The sequence below is a fragment of the Geobacter pickeringii genome (assembly GCF_000817955.1).
Taxonomy (GTDB): domain Bacteria; phylum Desulfobacterota; class Desulfuromonadia; order Geobacterales; family Geobacteraceae; genus Geobacter; species Geobacter pickeringii.
This window is the reverse complement of the sequence record NZ_CP009788.1, coordinates 748,352-767,483: the sequence shown is the minus strand read 5'-3', so window position 1 is coordinate 767,483 and position 19,132 is coordinate 748,352. Positions and strand designations below refer to the sequence as shown.

At 56.0% G+C, this 19,132-nt stretch carries 29 protein-coding genes; 10 read left to right on the top strand and 19 right to left on the bottom strand.

The window, feature by feature from the left end:
• Nucleotides 1–6: 6 nt before the first annotated feature.
• The 10 genes from GPICK_RS03505 to GPICK_RS03460 all read left to right on the top strand — a co-directional run bounded on the left by GPICK_RS03505 (nucleotide 7) and on the right by GPICK_RS03460 (nucleotide 8,919).
• Nucleotides 7–966 carry a diguanylate cyclase domain-containing protein gene (locus GPICK_RS03505; RefSeq protein WP_236685636.1) on the top strand — a complete coding sequence of 320 codons (960 nt, stop codon included), beginning with the start codon at nucleotides 7–9 and terminating at the stop codon, nucleotides 964–966.
• Nucleotides 967–1,122: 156 nt separating this feature from the next.
• Entirely contained in the window at nucleotides 1,123–2,004 is an 882-nt protein-coding gene (locus GPICK_RS03500; protein ID WP_039740554.1) for a triphosphoribosyl-dephospho-CoA synthase, read from the top strand.
• 186 nt (nucleotides 2,005–2,190) lie between these two features.
• Nucleotides 2,191–2,805, top strand: a complete 615-nt coding sequence (gene wrbA, locus GPICK_RS03495; protein WP_039740552.1) for an NAD(P)H:quinone oxidoreductase — start codon at nucleotides 2,191–2,193, stop codon at nucleotides 2,803–2,805.
• A 99-nt stretch (nucleotides 2,806–2,904) separates the two neighbouring features.
• Nucleotides 2,905–3,621: an SDR family oxidoreductase gene (locus GPICK_RS03490; protein WP_039740550.1), complete on the top strand. Its 717-nt coding sequence runs from the start codon at nucleotides 2,905–2,907 to the stop codon at nucleotides 3,619–3,621.
• A gap of 102 nt (nucleotides 3,622–3,723) precedes the next feature.
• Nucleotides 3,724–4,515: an amino acid ABC transporter substrate-binding protein gene (locus GPICK_RS03485; RefSeq protein ID WP_039745221.1), complete on the top strand. Its 792-nt coding sequence runs from the start codon at nucleotides 3,724–3,726 to the stop codon at nucleotides 4,513–4,515.
• Nucleotides 4,516–4,593: 78 nt separating this feature from the next.
• Nucleotides 4,594–5,607 (top strand): amino acid ABC transporter permease, encoded by a 1,014-nt coding sequence (locus tag GPICK_RS03480; protein ID WP_039740548.1) that lies wholly within the window; start codon nucleotides 4,594–4,596, stop codon nucleotides 5,605–5,607.
• On the top strand, nucleotides 5,594–6,367 hold the full coding sequence (locus GPICK_RS03475) for an amino acid ABC transporter ATP-binding protein (RefSeq protein WP_039740546.1): 774 nt from the start codon (nucleotides 5,594–5,596) through the stop codon (nucleotides 6,365–6,367). Before GPICK_RS03480 ends, GPICK_RS03475 begins: the two co-directional genes overlap by 14 nt.
• Nucleotide 6,368: 1 nt before the next feature.
• Nucleotides 6,369–6,977 carry a MarC family protein gene (locus tag GPICK_RS03470; protein WP_039740544.1) on the top strand — a complete coding sequence of 203 codons (609 nt, stop codon included), beginning with the start codon at nucleotides 6,369–6,371 and terminating at the stop codon, nucleotides 6,975–6,977.
• A gap of 35 nt (nucleotides 6,978–7,012) precedes the next feature.
• Entirely contained in the window at nucleotides 7,013–8,419 is a 1,407-nt protein-coding gene (locus GPICK_RS03465) for a sodium-dependent transporter (protein WP_039740542.1), read from the top strand.
• 23 nt (nucleotides 8,420–8,442) lie between these two features.
• On the top strand, nucleotides 8,443–8,919 hold the full coding sequence (locus tag GPICK_RS03460; RefSeq protein ID WP_039740540.1) for an acyl-CoA thioesterase: 477 nt from the start codon (nucleotides 8,443–8,445) through the stop codon (nucleotides 8,917–8,919).
• A 215-nt stretch (nucleotides 8,920–9,134) separates the two neighbouring features.
• On the opposite strand, the gene rplQ is transcribed toward GPICK_RS03460, so the two are convergent.
• Genes rplQ through rplN form a run of 19 tightly spaced genes read right to left on the bottom strand, consistent with a single transcriptional unit; the run spans nucleotide 9,135 to nucleotide 19,129 of the window.
• Nucleotides 9,135–9,653, bottom strand: coding sequence for a 50S ribosomal protein L17 (rplQ, locus tag GPICK_RS03455; protein WP_039740539.1), 519 nt, complete (start codon nucleotides 9,651–9,653; stop codon nucleotides 9,135–9,137).
• A 34-nt stretch (nucleotides 9,654–9,687) separates the two neighbouring features.
• Entirely contained in the window at nucleotides 9,688–10,710 is a 1,023-nt protein-coding gene (locus GPICK_RS03450; protein WP_039740537.1) for a DNA-directed RNA polymerase subunit alpha, read from the bottom strand.
• Nucleotides 10,711–10,743: 33 nt separating this feature from the next.
• Complete coding sequence (gene rpsD / locus GPICK_RS03445) at nucleotides 10,744–11,370, bottom strand: 30S ribosomal protein S4 (RefSeq protein WP_039740535.1); 627 nt, start codon at nucleotides 11,368–11,370, stop codon at nucleotides 10,744–10,746.
• 36 nt (nucleotides 11,371–11,406) lie between these two features.
• Nucleotides 11,407–11,802 carry a 30S ribosomal protein S11 gene (gene rpsK, locus GPICK_RS03440; RefSeq protein WP_039740533.1) on the bottom strand — a complete coding sequence of 132 codons (396 nt, stop codon included), beginning with the start codon at nucleotides 11,800–11,802 and terminating at the stop codon, nucleotides 11,407–11,409.
• A gap of 21 nt (nucleotides 11,803–11,823) precedes the next feature.
• On the bottom strand, nucleotides 11,824–12,192 hold the full coding sequence (gene rpsM / locus GPICK_RS03435; RefSeq protein WP_039740531.1) for a 30S ribosomal protein S13: 369 nt from the start codon (nucleotides 12,190–12,192) through the stop codon (nucleotides 11,824–11,826).
• Between the two features lie 24 nt (nucleotides 12,193–12,216).
• The gene (rpmJ, locus tag GPICK_RS16830) at nucleotides 12,217–12,330 is read right to left on the bottom strand and encodes a 50S ribosomal protein L36 (RefSeq protein ID WP_084201331.1); all 114 of its coding nucleotides are present in this window, start codon (nucleotides 12,328–12,330) and stop codon (nucleotides 12,217–12,219) included.
• A 31-nt stretch (nucleotides 12,331–12,361) separates the two neighbouring features.
• Entirely contained in the window at nucleotides 12,362–13,108 is a 747-nt protein-coding gene (gene map / locus GPICK_RS16825; protein ID WP_084201330.1) for a type I methionyl aminopeptidase, read from the bottom strand.
• Nucleotides 13,105–13,758 carry an adenylate kinase gene (locus GPICK_RS03425; protein WP_039740528.1) on the bottom strand — a complete coding sequence of 218 codons (654 nt, stop codon included), beginning with the start codon at nucleotides 13,756–13,758 and terminating at the stop codon, nucleotides 13,105–13,107. Before GPICK_RS03425 ends, map begins: the two co-directional genes overlap by 4 nt.
• 19 nt (nucleotides 13,759–13,777) lie before the next feature.
• On the bottom strand, nucleotides 13,778–15,085 hold the full coding sequence (secY, locus tag GPICK_RS03420; protein WP_039740526.1) for a preprotein translocase subunit SecY: 1,308 nt from the start codon (nucleotides 15,083–15,085) through the stop codon (nucleotides 13,778–13,780).
• Entirely contained in the window at nucleotides 15,082–15,528 is a 447-nt protein-coding gene (gene rplO, locus GPICK_RS03415) for a 50S ribosomal protein L15 (protein WP_039740524.1), read from the bottom strand. The genes secY and rplO overlap by 4 nt, the downstream gene beginning before the upstream one ends.
• Nucleotides 15,529–15,546: 18 nt before the next feature.
• A complete protein-coding gene (gene rpmD, locus GPICK_RS16820) occupies nucleotides 15,547–15,726 on the bottom strand; it encodes a 50S ribosomal protein L30 (RefSeq protein WP_084201329.1) in 180 nt (59 codons plus the stop codon).
• Between the two features lie 20 nt (nucleotides 15,727–15,746).
• Nucleotides 15,747–16,235 (bottom strand): 30S ribosomal protein S5, encoded by a 489-nt coding sequence (gene rpsE / locus GPICK_RS03410; RefSeq protein WP_039740521.1) that lies wholly within the window; start codon nucleotides 16,233–16,235, stop codon nucleotides 15,747–15,749.
• A 23-nt stretch (nucleotides 16,236–16,258) separates the two neighbouring features.
• Complete coding sequence (gene rplR, locus GPICK_RS03405) at nucleotides 16,259–16,627, bottom strand: 50S ribosomal protein L18 (protein ID WP_039740519.1); 369 nt, start codon at nucleotides 16,625–16,627, stop codon at nucleotides 16,259–16,261.
• A 17-nt stretch (nucleotides 16,628–16,644) separates the two neighbouring features.
• Nucleotides 16,645–17,184: a 50S ribosomal protein L6 gene (gene rplF / locus GPICK_RS03400; RefSeq protein WP_039740517.1), complete on the bottom strand. Its 540-nt coding sequence runs from the start codon at nucleotides 17,182–17,184 to the stop codon at nucleotides 16,645–16,647.
• A gap of 36 nt (nucleotides 17,185–17,220) precedes the next feature.
• A complete protein-coding gene (gene rpsH / locus GPICK_RS03395; protein ID WP_039740515.1) occupies nucleotides 17,221–17,619 on the bottom strand; it encodes a 30S ribosomal protein S8 in 399 nt (132 codons plus the stop codon).
• A 34-nt stretch (nucleotides 17,620–17,653) separates the two neighbouring features.
• A complete protein-coding gene (locus tag GPICK_RS16815; protein ID WP_084201328.1) occupies nucleotides 17,654–17,839 on the bottom strand; it encodes a type Z 30S ribosomal protein S14 in 186 nt (61 codons plus the stop codon).
• Nucleotides 17,840–17,858: 19 nt separating this feature from the next.
• Nucleotides 17,859–18,398, bottom strand: a complete 540-nt coding sequence (rplE, locus tag GPICK_RS03390; RefSeq protein WP_039740513.1) for a 50S ribosomal protein L5 — start codon at nucleotides 18,396–18,398, stop codon at nucleotides 17,859–17,861.
• 14 nt (nucleotides 18,399–18,412) lie between these two features.
• Complete coding sequence (gene rplX / locus GPICK_RS03385; RefSeq protein WP_039740511.1) at nucleotides 18,413–18,739, bottom strand: 50S ribosomal protein L24; 327 nt, start codon at nucleotides 18,737–18,739, stop codon at nucleotides 18,413–18,415.
• 21 nt (nucleotides 18,740–18,760) lie between these two features.
• A complete protein-coding gene (gene rplN / locus GPICK_RS03380) occupies nucleotides 18,761–19,129 on the bottom strand; it encodes a 50S ribosomal protein L14 (RefSeq protein ID WP_039740510.1) in 369 nt (122 codons plus the stop codon).
• Between the last annotated feature and the right edge of the window lie 3 nt (nucleotides 19,130–19,132).

Below are 19,132 nucleotides of genomic sequence, written 5' to 3'. Positions count from 1 at the left end.
GAATTCATGGGCATGAGCATCCCCCCCTTCAGCGCCACGGAACTGGAACAGATTCCGCTCTTCCGGTTCGTCCCCCTCGAATGCATCGAGGGGATCCTGGAGCATTGCAGCGTCACGGAGCTTGACGGAGGGGAGCGTTACGAACCGTCCCTCCCCCTGGACCGTGGCCTTCACCTCCTCCTTTCCGGCCGCTTGTCCCTCCACTACGACGTCCGGGAGACCGCCGACCCGCTCCTTCTGGAGCCGGGGGACATCATCGGCGAAACCTTTGCCGCCGGCGAACCGGGGGTGCCGTGCCTCCTGGTGACAACGGAGCCCTCCCGGATCATGGTAATGGAGGAAGACCTCATCTGGTCCCTCGCCCAGGCATCCCACGCCGCCGCCTGCAACCTCCTCGGGGTTCTGCTCCGGCGCCGCCACGACCCGCAGCGCGAGAACTTCACCGGCACCATCCGCGAATACGCCCTCCACGACCAGGGAATCGTCGACCCCCTCACCGGATTCCAGACCCGGCGGTGGCTCGAACGGATCCTGGAGCGCCAGGAGGCCCGGTCGGCAGCCAACGGCCGACCCCTCTCCTTCGTCATGGTCGACATCGACCGGTTCCGCGGCTTCAACGAGACCCACGGCCGCCTCGGCGGCGACCGGGCACTCCATGCCGTGGCAAAGACCGTGCGCAACTACCTCCGCCCCACGGAACTCGTGGCCCGCTACGGAGGGGACGCCTTTGCCATCCTCCTTCCCGAAACCGACGCCGACACGGCCCGCATGATCGCCGAGCGTCTCCGCCAGCGGATGCTCGACACCGTCATCGACCTCCAGGACGGCCGCCTGCTCCCCCCCCTCTCCATCTCCGCCGGCTATGCGTCCTACGACGAGGGGATGGAGCGCGGCGACCTGGTGACGGCAGCCCTCGCCGCCCTGGAACGGGCCAAGGCCAGCGGGGGAAACACCGTCTCCGCCTGACCGTATACGTATTGGCTTATCCGTTTCCGCCGTGCTATACTTATGCAGTTCAGCCTTTCGAATCAGCAGGTTCCATCGATTTTCCCGGTAATTACCACGGGATTCACGCACCATCTTCCTCCCCCCGGCACGGGGACGATCAACAAAGGAGAGTGGATGAACGCTTCGCGCATCATGGAGATCGAGCGGTTTGCCCAGGCCCTCGTCAAGGGAGCCGCCATGCAGCTCTACCTCACGCCGAAGCCGGGACTCGTGGATCTCGTCGACTGCGGTTCCCACCCCGATCTCTCCCTGGCGAAGATGGAGCGCTCGCTCCACATCATCGGCGATTACCTGGCGGAGACGATCCGCTCCCTCGCCGACGGCGAACGGTTCCTCTGCCAGGCGGTCATCGGCCGCCGCGCCGAGCAGGTGATGCTCGACGAGCTCGGCACCAATACCCACAGGGGATACATCTTCCTGAGCGGACTTCTCCTCATCAGCCGCTGGCATGCCGGCTCCGACGACGCTCACCGCCTCGGTCAGGCCGTTGCCGCCCTGGCGCGAGAGTACTTCGCCGTCAGCGAAGAGCAGGAAAGCAACGGCCACGCCGTCCGCAAACGCTTCGGCGCCGGCGGCATCGTCCGGGAAAGCCTCGCGGGGCTCCCCTCGCTCTTCTCCTGCGCCGTGCCGGCGTACCTCGATGCCATTGACCGCGTCGGCTGCTTCACCGCGGCATCCTTCTCCACCCTCGCCCGCCTCATGCAGACCGTTGAGGACACCACCACCCTGCACCGTTGCGGCACCATGGGACTCGCCCGGATCAGGCGCGACGGTCAGCTCCTGGAGCAGACCATCGACGAGGGGGCCGATTTCATGCCGCTGCTCGCGGAGCTGAACCGCGAATACACCCGGATGAACCTCACCATGGGGGGGGTGGCAGACATGCTGGGCCTTGCCTACGGCTACCTCACCGCCGCCGGGCTCCTGACCGGCGATGCGGGCAAGTCCCGCCGCCCGCGCCCCCTCTCCCTGCACCGCTGCGCCTCTGGCACCTGACCACACCCTCCGCGCAATCATCAATCAGGCCCTCGACCTCTGGCTGCAGAGAGAATTCGCCGGCACCAGCCTCATCATCCGCAGCGTTTAAACCACCCATAAACCTCTCCCTCCGATTGCATCGCCGCCGGATTGCGATACGCTTTCCCCTGCCGGTCACATCTTCTTGCAGGAGGACAACCAGCCATGAAAGTTCTCGTTCTTTTCTATTCCATGTACGGTCACATCCACCGGATGGCCGAGGCAGTGGCAGAGGGAATCCGGGAGGTCCCGGGTGCCGAGGTGCTGCTCCGCCGGGTCCCCGAGACCCTCCCCGCCGACGTCCTGGAAAAGATGGGAGCCACGGAGCCCCAGAAGGCGTTTGCCCACATCCCCGTGGCCACCGTGGATGACCTGGCCGCCGCCGATGCCGTCATCTTCGGCACCCCTACCCGTTTCGGCAACATGTGCGGCCAGATGCGCCAGTTTCTCGACGCCACCGGCGGCCTCTGGATGAAGGGGACCCTCGTCGGCAAAGTGGGGAGCGTCTTCACCAGCTCCGCCACCCAGCACGGCGGGCAGGAGTCGACCATCCTCACCTTCCACACGTTCCTTCTCCACCAGGGGATGGTGGTGGTGGGACTTCCCTACGCCTTCGCCGGCCAGATGCGCAACGACGAGATCACCGGCGGCTCTCCCTATGGCGCTTCCACCATCGCCGGAACCCAGGGCGAACGGCAGCCCACCGAGAACGAGCTCGCCGCCGCCCGGTTCCAGGGAAAGCATGCGGCGACCATCGCCGCCAGGCTGGTAGCGGCCTGACCCCCCTCCGCACTCAGACAGGGATGTCTCCGCGCCCAGGGACGGGCTCCAATCATCGCGGGACAGGGGAAACCACGCATGGGGAGAGAGGAGTCGCCAATGTCTCTCGGCGAAAAAAAAGTGGTAGTAATCGGCGGCAGTTCCGGCATGGGACTCGCCGTGGCGAAGATGGCGGCGAACGAAGGAGCCGATGTGGTGATCGCCGGCCGTTCCGTGGAGAAACTTCGGCGGGCGGCGGACGAGATTCGCCAGCCGGTGGAGACCCGCCCTCTCGACGTGACCCAGGAGCGGGAGGTGAAGGAATTCTTCGCCGAGACTGGTGAGCTGGACCACCTGGTGGTCACCGCCGCCACCGGCGTGACAGGGGGGTTCCTGGAACTCGACACCGCCTCTTTCCGCCAGGTATTCGACAGCAAGTTCTGGGGCCAGTACTTCGCAGCCCGATACGGGGCGCAGCGGATCAGGGAAGGTGGTTCCCTCACCCTTTTCTCCGGGGTCGCCGCGGCAAAGCCGATGGCCGGACTCTCGGCCTACGCCGCCGTCAATGGTGCCGTGGAGGCCCTGTGCCGGAGCCTCGCCGTGGAACTGGCGCCGCTGCGGGTGAACGCCGTCTCGCCGGGGATCGTCGACACCCCCGCCTACGCCGGCATGAACCCCTCGGAGCGGAAGAAGATGTTCGATTCCCTCGCCGCCCGGCTCCCGGCCCGCCGCGTGGGGCGCCCCGAAGATGTGGCCGCCGCGGTGGTGGCGCTCATGAAGAATGGGTACGCCACCGGCTCTGTGGTCTGCGTGGATGGGGGGTACCGGCTGGTGTGAGGAAGGCTTGACGCCCCTCCACATTTCTGCAATAATCCGCGTTCGGTAATGCTAAATTATTGTTCCATGCAGGTAAATTTTCTCCAAGGAGAGGTGCCGAACGTGAAAAAACTCGTCATGCTGTTCGTCTCCGCGCTGCTCGTGGCGCTCACCGCAACTGCCTTCGCGGCCGACGGTTCCTGGAACCGGGTCAAGACCGCCGGGAAACTGGTCATCGGCCTCGATGACGCCTTCCCCCCCATGGGATACCGCGACGCCAGCGGCAAGCTGATCGGCTTCGACATCGACGCCGCCGAAGAAGTAGGCAAGCGTCTCGGCATCAAGATCGAGTGGCAGCCCACCGCCTGGGACGGCGTCATCCACTCCCTCAACTCCAAGAAGTTCGATGCCATCTGGAACGGCATGACCATCACCGACGAGCGGACCAAGGAAGTCGCCTTCACCAAGCCGTACATCATGGACGGTCAGATCGCCATCGTGAAGTTCTCCGACAAGCGCTTCAAGAAGCTCGCCGACCTGAAGAAGGTGAAGGTGGGCGCCCAGAAGGGCTCCTCGGCCCTGAGCGCCGTGAAAAAGCTCCCCTCCGCTCCGGCAGAACTGAAGGAGTACGAGGACAACCCCAAGGCGCTCCTGGACCTTGAGGCGGGCCGCATCGACGTGGTGGTGATCGACAACGTCACCGGCCGCGACTTCATCGCCAAGCGTCCGGGGCAGTTCAAAGTGGTCCCCGGCTTCATCAGCAAGGAGCCGTTTGGCGTCGCGTTCCGCAAGGACGAGACGGAACTGCGCGAGAAGGTCCAGAAGACCCTCGACAAGATGGTGAAGGACGGCACCATGGCGAAGATCTCCCGCAAATGGTTTGCCGAGGACATCACCAACCCCAAGAAATGGTAAACCCGAATCGGGGCGCGAATGCTGGGAGATCTTCCCTGCAACCGCGCCCCGTTCTTTTTTCGAGGACATGACCGCCATATGATCAACGTACTCGGCAGGGTCGCCACGGCCCTGCTTTTTTTGTGGATTACCGTTGCCGCCGCCCTCGGGGCCGAAGCGGATTACGACCAGCTCTTCCGCGAGGCCAACGACCTCATGGGAGCAGGGGACCTTCCCGCCGCCGTAGAGGTGTTGAAGAAGGTCCCCAGGCCGAAGCCCGGCGGGGACGGAGAGGCTTTCGTCCGGAGCCGGATGCAGATCGCCAAGCTCCACTTCGCGGCAACGGAGATGGAGGGGGCCCTCTCCGCGGCCCGGGAAGTGCTCGCCCTCTACCCCGACAACAGCGAGGCGAAGAACTTCGTCGCCTCGGTGGAGCGGGAGCAGAAGCCCCGCTACGTCACCTTCCTCCAGGACTGCCTGAAGTTCCTCCCGGTTCTCCTGAAGGGGGCGGTGATGACGCTGCTGCTGGTCGTCTGCACCATGCTCATCTCCCCCATCGGCGGCCTCCTCATCGCCCTGGGGCGGATCAGCACCTTCAAGCCCCTGTCTGCCCTCTGCTGGTTCGTCATCTGGCTCTTCCGGGGGACGCCGTTACTGCTCCAGCTCTTCTTCATCTACTACGGCCTCCCCTCCATGGGGATCACGCTCAAGCCAATTACGGCGGCAGTCATCGGCCTGGGGCTCAACTATTCGGCCTATCTCGGCGAGATCATCCGGGGGGCGATCCAGAGCATCGACCACGGCCAGACCGAGGCGGCCAAGGCGCTGGGGATGACCTACGGCCAGACCATGCGCCGGGTGGTGATCCCCCAGACCTACAAGCGGCTCATGCCCCCTATCGGCAACGAGTTCATCGCCCTCATCAAGGACACGGCGCTGGTCTCCACCATCGCCATGGTGGAGCTGATGCGGGCCGCCGACCAGATGTTCAACACCTACTTCAACGTGACGGCCCTCATCCTGGCCGCCGTCATCTACCTGGTCTTCACGACGTTCTTCACCTTCCTCTTCGAGAAGATCGAGCACCGGGCGGGGATCTATGAGCGACGTTAGACCACTCATCCAGCTGGAAAACATCACCAAGCGCTTCAAGAGCCTGACAGCGGTGAACGGCGTGAACCTCAAGGTCCATCCGGGGGAGAAGCTCGTCATCATCGGCCCGTCGGGATCGGGGAAGTCGACGTTGCTCCGCTCCATCAACCTCCTGGAGGAGATCGACGAGGGGACCATCCGCTTCGAGGGGAACGAGGTCGGCTACGTCCGCCGCCACGGCAAGCTCCACCTGGACAAGCAGCCGGCCATCTGCCGGCTTCGGGCCGAGATCGGCATGGTCTTCCAGCACTTTCATCTCTTTCCTCACATGACGGTGCTCGGCAACGTGATGGAGGGGCCGCTGACGGTGCAGAGGAAGAGCGCCGCCGAGGCCCGGGAGATCGCCCTCGCCATGCTCGCCAAGGTGGGGCTCACTGACAAGAAGGACGTCTACCCGGCCACCCTCTCCGGAGGGCAGAAGCAGCGGGTCGCCATCGCCCGGGCCATCGCCATGCGGCCGAAGCTGATGCTCTTCGACGAGCCGACCTCGGCCCTGGACCCGGAGCTGGTGGGGGAGGTCTTCGACACCATCCATGCCCTGGCCGACGAAGGGATGACTATGATCATCGTCACCCACCACATGGGATTCGCGCGGGAGCTTGCCGACCGCGTGATCTTCATGGAAGGGGGGAACTTCCTGGCCGAGGGGACCCCCCAGGAGTTCTTCGCCGAGGGGATGAACAACGAGCGGATCCAGTCGTTCCTGAACCGGATACTGTGACATGAATGCGTACATCAACTTCTTCGTCGCCATCTGGCTCAAGTTCTTCTTCCTCCTGACCCCGTTCTTCGTGATGTCGGTCTTCCTCTCCATGACTCAGGAGATCGCCCCGCGGGAGCGGCGACGCCTCGCCCTCAAGGTGACCGTGGCAGTGCTGGCGGCCTGCTTCACCCTCTTTTTCTTCGGCAATCACCTCTTCTCCCTTTTCGGGATCACCATCGACTCGTTCCGGATCGGCGCCGGCGCCCTACTCTTCCTCTCGGCAGTGCAGATGGTCCAGGGTGACGCCGCCGTGGCCCCCGGCGAACGCCAGGGAGACATCTCGGTGGTACCGCTGGCGATCCCTGTCACCGTCGGCCCCGCCACCACCGGAGCGCTCCTCGTCATGGGGGCCGAGCTCCAGGGGGCATGGCAGACCGTGGTCGGCTGCGCCGCCCTGGCCGCAGCGGTTCTCTGCGTCGGGATGCTGCTGGCCTCCGCCGCTTCCGTCGAGCACGTGATCGGCAAACGCGGCATCACCATCCTCAGCAAGCTGACCGGCCTCATGCTGGCCGCCCTGGCGGCCCAGATCATCTTCACCGGGATAAAGAGTTTCCTCGCGCTGAAATAAGCTATACTTAACCGCAGAACAAAGGAGCTCGCACCATGTCATCACAACCGGCCACCGAACGGCGCAACGCAACGGTCTGCCCTGCCGATGCCGGAAAGCCCCGTGACGCCTTCACCACAAGCCTGGGGATCATCGCCGCCACCCTCGGCTCCGCCGTGGGGCTCGGCAATATCTGGAAGTTCCCTTCTCTCACCGGCGCCAACGGTGGCGCGGCGTTTCTCGTCATTTACCTGGTGAGCACCCTGCTGGTGGGGCTGCCGGTTATGATCTCGGAGCTGATGCTCGGCCGCCAGGCCAAATCCGACGCCATCACCACTCTCCGCACCCTGGCTCCGCGACGCCAGCCGTGGTGGCTCGTGGGAGCAGCAGGAGCCCTGGCGGCGTTCCTGATACTCGCTTTCTACACCGAGGTGGCGGGTTGGGTCTTTGCCTACATCGTCAAGGCGGCCGCAGGCGGGCTCCTCACCACCGACCCCGCCGTCACATCGAAAGCCTTCACCATCCTCGTGGCCGACCCGGCCCAGTCTCTTTTCTGGCAGTGGCTCGTCCTGGCCGTTATCGGCTCCATCATCGTTCTCGGGGTCTCCAAGGGGATCGAGAAGACCACCAAGCGCCTCATGCCGGTCCTCTTCCTGCTCCTTGTAGCCATCGGGGTCAGAAGTCTCACCTTGCCCGGGGCGAGCGCCGGACTCGCCTTTCTCTTCCGGCCCGATTTCTCCAAGGTGACCGGTACCACGATCCTCACTGCCATGGGGCTCTCGTTCTTCAAGCTCTCCACCGGCATGGGGACTATGATCACCTACGGCAGCTACTTCCGCGACGATCAGAACGTGCCGATGACCGCCATCCGCGTCATGCTCGCCGACCTGACCGTCTCGCTCCTGGCGGGGATCGCCGTCTTCCCCGCAGTCTTCGCGTTCGGCTTCAAGCCCGAGGCGGGACCGTCACTCCTCTTCATCACCATTCCGGCGGTTTTTGCGGCTATGCCCTTCGGCAGCGTATTCATGGTCCTCTTCTTCATTCTGGCCGCCATCGCCGCCACAGGAGCCATGCTTTCGCTGCTGGAGGTGCCAGTGGCGTTCCTTCACGAGCACTTCTGCCTGCCGCGGCTCAAGGCGACGGCCATCACCGTTCTGCTCCTCGGCCTCCTCGGCTCCACTGCGGCGCTCTCGGGGAGCGTCCTGGCCACCGTGACCCCCTTCGGCATGACTTTTTTTGACCTCTACGACTTCCTGACCTCCAACCTCCTCCTGCCGGTGGGGGGGATGATGATCTGCATCTTCACCGGCTGGGTTTACGGCTTCGGGCGGGTGGAGGAGGCTCTCTCCAACGGCGGGGTGATCGCCAATGCCAGGGTGATCCGAATATTCTTCGGCATCGTCAAATTCATCTCACCGCTGCTGGTGCTGACGATCCTGCTGAAGGGACTGAAGGTTTTCTGATCGGAGAGCAAAGGAGCAATACTATGGGATGTGGCACCACCGGACGGGTATGGACACTGATAGAGACTCTCCTCCCCCAGGACACGAACCCGGTAGGGTCGATCTTCGGTGGTGTTCTCATGAGTCTCATGGATAAGGCGGCAGCCATCACTGCCTGGCGCTACACCCGCGGCGTGGTGGTTACCGCCGGAGTGGAGGAGATCTCTTTCCTCCGTCCGGTGCGGGTGGGAGAAGTGGTGAAGGTCTGCGCGCGGGTGGTGAACACCGGCCGAACCTCCCTCGATATGGACGTGGTGGTGGAGGCCGAAGATGTCTTCACCGGCGAAAGCGCCATGGCGGCCCGGGGATTTTTCACCATGGTGGCTCTGGACAAGGAGGGAATGCCGACGGAGGTGCCACCATGGAATCCCCGTACCGCCGAGGAACGGCAGGAACGCGATCAGGCCCGCACACGCCGCGCCCTGCGCCGCCAGAACAACACACTCCCACTTCCCGAATAAGGAAGCCGGTAACGCCCTCCACTTCATTTCATGCGGGTGAAGGTAACGGCAGGCACAAGGTCGGGTCGACTTCCGAGGAAAGAGATGTCTACACGTATGACTGCAATTGTCGCGACGATTACCACAGGGGAAACGGCAGAAGCAGAATATTTTGACAAAAAAAGACGGCAAGGTTTCCCTTGCCGTCTCGGTACTGATCAATCAGAAAATCTCTATTAATCCGCTTTGGCCTCACAACCTTCTGCAGAATCTTCGACAGCCGTCTGTTGTTGCTCATTGACTGCCTCCTCCGCAACGGGTGCAGTCGGCACACTGGCTTCAGTCACCACCGTGGGAGCAACCTTGGTCGGTTTGGATTTCTTAGTCTTCTTCTCTACCGTCTCCTCAACAAGTTCGATGATCGACAGCGGAGCATTATCGCCAGGGCGGATGCCAAGCTTGATGATTCTGGTGTAGCCGCCGGCACGTTCAGCGTAACGTGGTGCAATGGTCGAAAAAAGTTTTGTTACGACCTTCTTGTCGCGGATGTAGGCAGCAGCCTGACGCATAGCATGGAGATCTCCCCGCTTGCCGAGCGTAATCATCTTCTCCGCAATCGAGCGCAGTTCCTTTGCCTTTGCATCGGTAGTCGTAATCCGCTCATGATTCAAAAACGAAGTCACCATGTTCCTGAACATGGCCACCCGGTGACTCGTTGTCCTTCCAAGTCTTCTTCCCGCCTTATTGTGACGCATGACGTTTAATCCTTTCTATCAAGCCCGTGCGTAATTATTCTTCGTCCTTACGATCGCCACGCAATCTACGGATGACTTCCGGGTCAGGAAAATCCTCTAGCTTCATGCCAAGAGTCAGCCCCATCTCTGCCAGAATATCCTTAATCTCATTAAGCGATTTGCGCCCAAAATTCTGTGTTTTGAGCATCTCGGCCTCCGTGCGAGACACGAGCTCACCGATCAACTTGATGCCAGCATTCTTGAGGCAATTGGCCGAACGGACAGAAAGTTCAAGTTCGTCAACCGTACGGTAGAGATTCTCGTTGATTTTTTCACGATCCTCTTCACCAGCCATCTCAAGAAGAGGCTCCGATTCTTCATCAAAGTTGATAAAGATGGTGAGTTGCTCTTTGAGAATCTTTGCTGCATACGCAACGGCATCTTCCGGAATGACGCTTCCGTTGGTCCATACCTCGAGCGTCAGCTTGTCGTAGTCGGTCATCTGCCCAACCCGTGCGTTCGATACCGTAAAGTTGACCTTTTTAATCGGGGAGAAAATTGCATCGATCGGAATCGTCCCAACTGGCGCCTTTTCATCCCGGTTGCGATCCGCAGGCACGTAGCCCTTGCCGATCTTTACCACCATATCCATCTCAAGATTCGCATCCTTGGAGCAGGTAGCGATATGATGGTCTGGGTTCAAAACCTCAACATTGGGATCCGTGATGATATCACCGGCCTTGACCGACCCCTCACCTTTGAGGATGATGCGCACGGTACGCGGCTCAATGCCGTGCATCTTGAGCGCAACCCCTTTGAGGTTGAGAATTATATTGGTCACATCCTCCGTTACGCCAGGGATCGCAGAAAACTCATGCAAAACCCCTTTGATCCGAACAGAAGTAATAGCGGCACCTTGGAGCGAAGATAACAACACGCGTCTCAGCGAGTTACCGAGCGTTGTACCAAACCCACGCTCAAAAGGTTCAGCAAAAAACTTGCCATATGTATTGCTAAGCGAATCGCTCTCAACCTGAAGCTTCTTCGGGCTGATCAGGTCGCGCCAGTTTCTATACATGTATATCCTCCCTGTTACGGGTCTGATCAAACCTTACTTGGAGTACAACTCGACAATGAGCTGTTCTTGAATCGGCATAGTAACGTCTTCTCTAACAGGGAGAGTCTTTACCGTCCCCTTATAGGAGTCCTTATCCAAATCCAGCCACTGGGGAATTCCGCGACGCACAACAGCCTCAAGCGATTCGTTAATGCAGGAAATCTTACGGCTCTTCTCCTTGAGCTCAACCACATCTCCCGGACGAAGTTGAATCGAGCCAATATTCGCCTTTCTTCCATTCACCGTAAAGTGATTGTGGCGAACAAGAATCCTAGCCTCCGTACGCGATGCGGCAAAACCGAGACGATACACAACGTTATCGAGACGACGCTCGAGAAGAGAAAGCAGGTTCTCGCCGGTCACGCCCCTCAACCGATCCGCCTCTTGGAAGTATCCACGGAACTGCTTCTCCAGAATCCCATAGATACGGCGCACCTTTTGCTTCTCACGAAGCTGAACACCATAATTGGAAACCTTAGAACGCCCCTGGCCGTGCTGTCCCGGCGGATAGTTTCTCCGCTTGATTGCACACTTGTCGGTGTAACAGCGCTCCCCTTTAAGAAACAGCTCCATATTTTCCCTTCTGCAAAGCCTGCAGGAAGGACCTGTATATCTTGCCAACGGTAACCTCCTTGAATATGTTCGTTTTTACTGACTCTAAACCCTTCTGCGCTTCGGAGGACGGCAACCGTTATGCGGAATGGGCGTAACGTCCCGGATGAAATTCACATGAAAACCTGCCGCTTGCAGTGCGCGGAGTGCAGACTCACGCCCGGAGCCAGGCCCCTTCACGTAGACTTCTACATTCCGCATGCCATGCTCTTGAGCCTTACGGGCGCAGTCTTCAGCGGCGACTTGAGCAGCAAAAGGCGTGCTTTTCCTCGAGCCTTTAAAGCCTTTACACCCAGCAGTAGACCACGCAATCACGTTGCCTGCCGGATCGGTAATCGTTATGATCGTGTTGTTGAAAGTCGCCTGGATGTGGGCGACTCCATTCGGAATATTCTTCTTCTCTTTCTTCTTCTTAACGACCTTCTTTGCGGGGCTAGCCATTATTCCTCCAGACTTTCAAGCCTATTTTTTCTTACCAGCGACGGTTCGGGCCGGACCTTTACGGGTACGAGCATTTGTCTTAGTCCGCTGCCCTCGAACAGGGAGACCCTTTCTGTGACGCAGACCGCGATAGCATCCAAGGTCCATCAACCGCTTAATGTTCATTGAAACATCACGTCTCAGGTCGCCTTCAACCTTGACATTCTTGTCAATATACTCACGAATTTTGGCTACTTCAGCCTCAGTCAAGTTGTCGGTCCTAGTATCAAAACCAACCCCTGTCTCGGTAAGAATCGTTTGTGCTGTCGAACGTCCGATACCAAAGATGTAAGTCAGCGCGATTTCAACTCGTTTGTTCCTTGGTAGGTCTATGCCTGCAATGCGTGCCAATGCCCGATCCTCCTCTGTACTCTCTTAGCCTTGTCTCTGGGAATGTTTAGGGATTTCGCAGATTACCCGCACAACCCCTTTTCTTTTAACGATCTTACATTTGTCACAAATTTTCTTTACCGATGCACGTACTTTCATTTTTCACCCTTTCAGCACTTCATGTCGATAACTACAACCTGCTCAATATGTCAGGACCGTTGTCTGTAATCGCCACCGTATGCTCACAATGTGCAGAGAGGCCACCATCACACGTCACTGCAGTCCAACCATCGTCAAGCACTTTGACTTGACAACCCTTTTCATTAATCATCGGCTCGATTGCAAGGACCAAACCTGGCCGAAGTCTTACACCGCAACCGGGCTCGCCAAAATTTGGCACCTGAGGACTTTCATGCAGTCGCTTGCCGATCCCATGACCAACAAAGTCACGAACAACCGAATACCCATTTGCCTCCACATGCTTCTGGACAGCATGCGAAATATCTGACAAACGTCCACCCGGCACTGCAGCGGCAATCGCCAGATCTAGCGACTCCTCAGTAACGCGAATAAGGCGCCGTGCCTGTTCACTTACTGTTCCCACCGGAACCGTAATAGCCGCGTCTCCATAAAAGCCGTGGTAGACAACACCGAAATCGAGGCTGACAATGTCCCCCTCGACAAGTTCCTTCCGCGTCGGCATACCATGAACTACTTGACTATTCGGCGAACAACACAGCGAATAAGGATAGCCACTATACCCTTTAAACGCAGGCCGAGCCTTTCGCCTTGCAGCCTCTCGCTCCGCAATCTCATCAAGCTCAAACGTTGTCACACCCGGCCGCACCGACTCACGAAGAACTGCAAGTATTTCCGCGACAATACCCGAGGCAGAACGCATCTTCTCAATTTCGCGAGGCGACTTAAGAAGAATCACCCGATATGACTCGCAACAACCTGACAGATACTACTCTGCACATCTTCAATCGATGCGAGTGCATCTACCTGGCGAAGTAGCCCCTCACCAGCATAATAAGCCTTCAAAGGAGCGGTTTGCACCTCGTAGACGTCAAGCCTACGTTGCACAGTCTCCTGACAGTCATCTTCTCTCTGATAGAGCTCCCCACCACACCCATCACACTTACCAGCCACCTGCGGCGGATCATGAACAATGTGGTACCCGCGGCCACATACCTTACAGGTCCTTCGCCCCACTATTCGATCAATCAACACACTTGGATCCATCTCAAAAGAGATTACGTGTTCAATCTCACGAGTCATCCCCTTGAGCATCTTGGCAAGCGCATCCGCCTGGGGAACAGTGCGCGGAAATCCATCAAGTATAAATCCAGGAGTACAATCAGGCTGAACAATCCGCTCCTCAACAATGCCAACAACAACATCATCAGGAACAAGCACTCCCGCGTCCATGAACCCCTTGGCCCTTATCCCCATCGGAGTCTGAGCAGCCACCGCCGCTCGAAGTATTTCTCCGGTAGATATCTGCGGGATGCCATACCTCCTAGAGATGAGGCCCGCCTGCGTGCCCTTGCCCGCGCCTGGCGGACCAAGAAAAACGAGATTCATAATACCCCACCCACAAAAATCAACGCCTACCCCTCACCCTAACACCACGCATAAACCCTTCATAACTTCTGGTGATCAAGTGAGACTCAATCTGGGCAGCCGTGTCCATTCCAACACCAACAGCAATCAGCAAAGCAGTCCCGCCAAAGTAAAACGGCAAATTAAACTTACCGACCAATATAGACGGCAACACGCAAACGGCAGAAATATACAGCGCACCAGCAAAAGTTAGCTTTGTCAGCACCCGATCAAGATAATCAGACGTCTCTTTCCCGGGACGCACCCCCGGGATATATCCACCATGCTTCTTGACATTTTCAGCCACATCTACTGGGTTAAACGAAACAGCCGTATAGAAATAACAAAAAAAGACTATGAAGGCAACATAAAATATATTGTAGACCCAGTTACCAGGCGTCAGACTTTTTGCAGCTTTCTGAACCCACGGGATGTTGATAAAGTTTGCAACCGTCGCAGGAAACATGATAATCGATGATGCAAAAATCGGAGGGATCACACCTGCCATATTCACTTTTAGCGGCAAATGAGAGGTTTGACCACCATAGGTCTTTAATCCGACGACACGCTTCGCGTAATGGATTGGCAAACGACGCTGCCCTCTTTCTACATACACAATAGCTGCAATGGCGCCAAACATCACGACAACAATAAATATGATTACGAAGAGGGAAATCTGACTCGTTTTCAGAAGACGACCAGTGTTAATAATAGCAGTAGGTATCCGCGCAATGATCCCGGCAAAGATAATGAGGGATATACCGTTTCCGATCCCCTTTTCTGACATCTGCTCACCAAGCCACATAATAAATGCTGTGCCTGCCGTCAAGGTAACAACTGTCAACAGACGGAATCCCCAACCGGGGTTCGGCACTACAAGTTCCCCTGCGGGCCCCCTCATGCTCTCAAGACCGATACTGATGCCGAGCCCTTGAACAACACTCAGCACTATCGTGCCATATCGGGTGTACTGAATGATTTTCTTTCTTCCAGATTCGCCTTCCTTTGAAAGCTTCTCAATAGCAGGCACTACCACCGTAAGCAACTGAAAGATAATTGACGACGAAATATACGGCATTATCCCCAGTGCAAAAACGGTCAGCTTTTCAAGGGCGCCCCCCGAAAACATGTCAAAGAGCCCGAGGAGAGTTCCACGGGCTTGTGCGAAAAAATGAGCTAACGCTTTACTGTCTATGCCAGGTGTGGGGATATGGCACCCAACACGATAGACAGCGAGCATCCCAAGAGAAAACAACACTCTTTTTTTAAGTTCTGGTATCCGGAATATATTCTGGAATGCTTCAATCAAAGTGCGATCTCCTCCGCCGAACCGCCGGCAGACACAATCTTCTCCTTTGCTTTCCCGCTAAACTTGTGTGCTTTGACCGTGAGTGACTTCGTCAACTCTCCGTCCGCAAGGATCTTAATTCCGTCCTTAGCACTTTTGATAAGTCCTGCCGCGATCAGCGCATCAACATCAACGTTGCTCCCGGCCTCGAACATATCAAGCTGCCCAACATTTACCACTGCGTACACTTTCTTGGAGAGCGGAGTAAAGCCGCGCTTCGGCAGGCGACGCTGCATAGGCATTTGGCCACCCTCGAAGCCCGGCTTGACACTCCCACCACTGCGAGCCTTTTGTCCCTTGTGACCTTTGGTTGCAGTCTTGCCGTGACCGGAGCCCGTACCACGACCAATACGCTTTCTATCTCTTACGGCGCCAGCGGCAGGCCTGAGTTCATTCAATTCCATCATGCACCCCTTAGCAGATTACTCTTCGACTCGTACCATGTGATTAACTTTTGCTATCATGCCAAGAACTTCTGGCGTAGCTTTAAGCATCACTGACTTATTACACTTTGTCAGCCCCAAGCCGTCCAACACTGCTTTTTGGCGAGCTGACACACCAATTTTGCTTCTTACGAGTGTTATCTTAATCTCAGCAGACATTAAATCCTCCAGCCTAGTCCCTATTCAACCACACCACGCCTAGCCATAATCTCTTCAGGACTCTTCAGCTGCTTAAGCCCATCAAAGGCAGCCTTAACAACATTATGCGGATTATTCGATCCAAGGCACTTGGAAAGTACGTTATGAAGGCCCGCAGACTCGAACACCGCACGAGCCGCACCACCCGCTATCACACCAGTACCAGCAGATGCCGGCTTGATAAGAACGCGTCCAGCACCGAAATGACCGAGAACTTCATACGGAATCGTCTGCCCATTAACGATCGGTACCTTGATCAAATTCTTTTTTGCTTGCTCAACGCCTTTTCTAATAGCCTCAGGAACCTCATTTGCTTTACCGAGGCCATATCCAACGCAACCGCTGCCATCACCCACAACAACAAGCGCAGAAAAACTGAAACGGCGTCCGCCTTTGACAACTTTGGCTACGCGGCTAATATGTACAACCCTGTCTACCAAATTAAGCTCATTCGCATTTATCTTCTGCAAGGGATTCCTCCTTGTGGTTCCGGCTAGAAGGACAGGCCATTTTCGCGGGCTGCATCAGCAAGCGCTTTGACCCTACCATGATACAGGAAACCGTTTCGGTCGAACACAACAGTTGAGATGCTTTTTTCAAGGGCTTTCTTAGCAATCAAAGCACCAACCTGCTTCGCTGCATCGACATTTCCCGTGTAAGCGGTCCCTTCACCTGCGGCCGAGTTCAATGTCGAAGCGGCAACAAGAGTAGCACCGGTGCTGTCATCAATGATCTGAGCATAGATATGACGTGCGCTCTTGAAGACATTCAGCCTCGGACGCTCGGTCGTTCCACGGATCTTCTTTCTCACCCGCGTTTTACGCTTGAGGTGGGCCACTTTCTTTTGAGCAAGAGGACTCAATTTACTTCTCCTTAAGACTATTTTTTACCGGTCTTGCCGGCCTTCCTCAAAATCTTCTCATCCGCATACTTAATACCTTTACCTTTATAGGGTTCAGGACCGCGGAAATCACGAATCTTCGCCGCTGTCTGGCCGACAAGCTCTTTATCAATGCCTTTGACCAGAATCTTCGTCATCTTGTCAACTTCTACGGTAATACCCTTGGGGAGATTGAAATTGATCGGATGCGAATACCCGAGACTAAGATTAAGAACATCCCCTTTTGCCTCAGCACGGTAACCAACCCCGTTGATTTCCAAAGCTTTCTCAAAACCTTTGGTAACACCAACCACCATATTGTTAACAAGAGTTCTCGTAAGTCCGTGAGCAGCACGGGATTTAAGCCCCTCATCGGCACGATTGACGGACACACTCTTGTCTGTAATCTCAAGAGCAACACCATCCATAAGTTGGCGTGTAAGCGCTCCCTTCGGACCTTCAACTTTAAGTATCGTGTCGGAAAGCGTTAACTTTACTCCACTCGGTATTTCAATAGGGCGTTTGCCGATCCTGGACATGATTAATAAACTCCTTGCATCCCAATAATTGCGTTTTTACCAGATGGTGCAGATAATTTCTCCGCCAACACCGGTCTCACGAGCAGTTTTGTCTGTTATTATACCCTTTGATGTAGACAACACCGCTATACCCATTCCATTCTTTACGGACGGTATCTTGTCACTGCCAACGTACACCCTGCTCCCAGGCTTACTCACACGTTTGATCTCATTGATAACGGAATCTTTCTCATCAATATACTTCAAGTAAACCCTTAGTACGCCTTGCTTGTTATCAGCAATAACTTTAAAATTCTTGATAAAGCCTTCCGCCTTGAGAACGCTCGCAAGACTCACTTTCAGATTTGAAGATGGAATGTCCACTTTTTGCAGTTTCACCATATTGGCATTCCTAATTCTGGTGAGCATATCGGCGATAGGGTCAGTCATCGACATTGAACTTACTCCTCTTTATTAATACGGTTTGCTGTTACCAGCTTGACTTGATTACGCCAGGGATTTGCCCGGTCGAAGCAAGTTTCCTAAGGCAGATTCGGCACATGTCAAACTTGCGATAATACGCACGGGGCCTGCCACACAGCGGGCACCGGTTGTATTCACGTACCTTGAATTTACTACCTCTCTGTGCTTTTATAATCATCGATTTCTTTGCCACTGGATTCCTCCAAGATGTATTAATTCCTAAAAGGCATCCCAAAAAGCTTGAGAAGTGCCTTGCTCTCCTCATCAGTTTTAGCAGATGTCACTATCGTTATATTAAGACCTTTAATCTTGTCGATTTTATCGTAATTGATTTCAGGGAAAATAAGCTGCTCTTTGACGCCGAGCGAGTAGTTCCCACGACCATCAAACCCTTTACCCGAAATTCCCTTAAAATCTCTAACCCGCGGAAGCGCAATATTGATTAAACGGTCAAGAAATTCATACATTTTTTCTCTACGCAACGTCACCATGCAACCGATCGGCATACCTTGACGGAGCTTGAAACCGGCAATCGATTTCTTGGCCTTTGTGATGACTGCCTTCTGACCGGTGATCGCAACAAGCTCTTCGACTGCAGAATCAAGGATTTTGACGTTTTGAATCGCTTCACCAAGCCCCATATTGACAACAACCTTCTCAACCTTTGGGACCTGCATCACATTGGTATAATTGAATTCTTTCGTCAACTGAGAGACGATTTCATTATTATAAAGCTCTTTCAGCCTGGCCATCTGCTCCTCCGTCACTATTTGTCAAACGAATCGCCGCACTTGATACAGACACGGACCTTCTTGCCATCTTCGAGAATACTCTTCTTCGAGCGTACTGGTCCCTTACACTTGTCACAATACAACATCACATTGGAGATATGAACCGGAGCCTCTTTTTCAACAATGCCACCGACCTCGTTACCACGAGCCCGGGTATGTCTTTTGACTATGTTCAATCCCTCGACAAGTACACCATCTTTCTTGGGGAGGATACTGATGACCTTGCCAGTCTTGTTTTTGTCTTTTCCTGCGATGACTGCAACCGTGTCACCCTTTTTCACATGAAACTTCTTGTCAAGCATGGGGAATCTCCTGATAAATAATTACAGAACTTCGGGCGCAAGAGAAATTATCTTCATGAATTTTTTTGCCCGTAATTCCCTGGCGACCGGCCCAAAAATTCGAGTGCCTACAGGCTCGCGTTGATTATTGATCACCACACCAGAATTGCCATCAAAACGAATGTATGAGCCATCCGGACGACCGATCTCTTTAGCAGTGCGAACAACCACCACCTTGACAACGTCACCCTTCTTTACCTTCGAATTGGGAATGGCTTCCTTAACCGATGCAACAATTACATCGCCAATGCTGGCATACTTGCGCTTCGACCCACCAAGTACCTTTATACAAAAAAGTTTCTTGGCTCCGGAATTATCCGCTACATCAAGAATTGTCTGCATCTGAATCATGGC

Bases quoted from the DNA above. Each gene is read 5' to 3' on its own strand.
- GPICK_RS03480 (WP_039740548.1), top strand. From the start codon at position 4,594: ATGATCAACGTACTCGGCAGGGTCGCCACGGCCCTGCTTTTTTTGTGG.
- GPICK_RS03475 (WP_039740546.1), top strand. From the start codon at position 5,594: ATGAGCGACGTTAGACCACTCATCCAGCTGGAAAACATCACCAAGCGC.
- rplN (WP_039740510.1), bottom strand. From the start codon at position 19,129: ATGATTCAGATGCAGACAATTCTTGATGTAGCGGATAATTCCGGAGCC.
- GPICK_RS03490 (WP_039740550.1), top strand. From the start codon at position 2,905: ATGTCTCTCGGCGAAAAAAAAGTGGTAGTAATCGGCGGCAGTTCCGGC.
- wrbA (WP_039740552.1), top strand. From the start codon at position 2,191: ATGAAAGTTCTCGTTCTTTTCTATTCCATGTACGGTCACATCCACCGG.
- rplF (WP_039740517.1), bottom strand. From the start codon at position 17,184: ATGTCCAGGATCGGCAAACGCCCTATTGAAATACCGAGTGGAGTAAAG.
- rplE (WP_039740513.1), bottom strand. From the start codon at position 18,398: ATGGCCAGGCTGAAAGAGCTTTATAATAATGAAATCGTCTCTCAGTTG.
- GPICK_RS03470 (WP_039740544.1), top strand. From the start codon at position 6,369: ATGAATGCGTACATCAACTTCTTCGTCGCCATCTGGCTCAAGTTCTTC.
- rplX (WP_039740511.1), bottom strand. From the start codon at position 18,739: ATGCTTGACAAGAAGTTTCATGTGAAAAAGGGTGACACGGTTGCAGTC.
- GPICK_RS03425 (WP_039740528.1), bottom strand. From the start codon at position 13,758: ATGAATCTCGTTTTTCTTGGTCCGCCAGGCGCGGGCAAGGGCACGCAG.
- rpsH (WP_039740515.1), bottom strand. From the start codon at position 17,619: ATGTCGATGACTGACCCTATCGCCGATATGCTCACCAGAATTAGGAAT.
- rpmD (WP_084201329.1), bottom strand. From the start codon at position 15,726: ATGTCTGCTGAGATTAAGATAACACTCGTAAGAAGCAAAATTGGTGTG.
- GPICK_RS03450 (WP_039740537.1), bottom strand. From the start codon at position 10,710: ATGTATAGAAACTGGCGCGACCTGATCAGCCCGAAGAAGCTTCAGGTT.
- GPICK_RS03505 (WP_236685636.1), top strand. From the start codon at position 7: ATGGGCATGAGCATCCCCCCCTTCAGCGCCACGGAACTGGAACAGATT.
- GPICK_RS03460 (WP_039740540.1), top strand. From the start codon at position 8,443: ATGGGATGTGGCACCACCGGACGGGTATGGACACTGATAGAGACTCTC.
- rplO (WP_039740524.1), bottom strand. From the start codon at position 15,528: ATGGAATTGAATGAACTCAGGCCTGCCGCTGGCGCCGTAAGAGATAGA.
- GPICK_RS03465 (WP_039740542.1), top strand. From the start codon at position 7,013: ATGTCATCACAACCGGCCACCGAACGGCGCAACGCAACGGTCTGCCCT.
- rplQ (WP_039740539.1), bottom strand. From the start codon at position 9,653: ATGCGTCACAATAAGGCGGGAAGAAGACTTGGAAGGACAACGAGTCAC.
- GPICK_RS03500 (WP_039740554.1), top strand. From the start codon at position 1,123: ATGAACGCTTCGCGCATCATGGAGATCGAGCGGTTTGCCCAGGCCCTC.
- rpmJ (WP_084201331.1), bottom strand. From the start codon at position 12,330: ATGAAAGTACGTGCATCGGTAAAGAAAATTTGTGACAAATGTAAGATC.
- rpsK (WP_039740533.1), bottom strand. From the start codon at position 11,802: ATGGCTAGCCCCGCAAAGAAGGTCGTTAAGAAGAAGAAAGAGAAGAAG.